General features: G+C 76.6%; 1 protein-coding gene. It reads right to left on the bottom strand.

Annotation, left to right across the window (positions count from 1 at the left end; translation table 11 throughout):
• Positions 1-376: DUF6542 domain-containing protein (locus B7767_RS33330; protein WP_373408260.1), on the bottom strand; the 376-nt coding region annotated here is incomplete at both ends.

Genomic DNA, 376 nt, shown 5'->3' with positions numbered 1-376 from the left:
CCGCCCCGCCGTAGAGCCACCCGGCCTGGGTGGCGAGGCCCGTCACCATCCCCATCAGCCGGTCGGCGGTGCCGCCGCCGCCCTCGTCGGCGAGCGGGACCAGCCCCACGGCGAAGGCGATCGGCACCACGACGGGTGCGACGAGCAGGTCCCCCTCGCGCACCCACAGCGCGGTCAGCACGCACACCGGCAGGAAGAGCACGCCGTACACGGTCTGTGACGCCCCGAACAGCGCCTCGCTCAGCAGACCGAGTACGAGCATCACCAGCCCGCAGAACAGGCTCGATCCCAGCCCGGTGAGCCGCGGGTTGGGCAGCCGCCGGACCGCGGGCGGGGGAGCGGGCCGGCCCTCCGGCACGCGGGCGGGCCGCGCGGG

This window comes from Streptomyces sp. 13-12-16 (assembly GCF_002114215.1).
GTDB lineage: Bacteria > Actinomycetota > Actinomycetes > Streptomycetales > Streptomycetaceae > Streptomyces.
The sequence above is the reverse complement of the archived record's forward strand: the minus strand, read 5'-3'. Positions and strand labels throughout refer to the sequence as shown.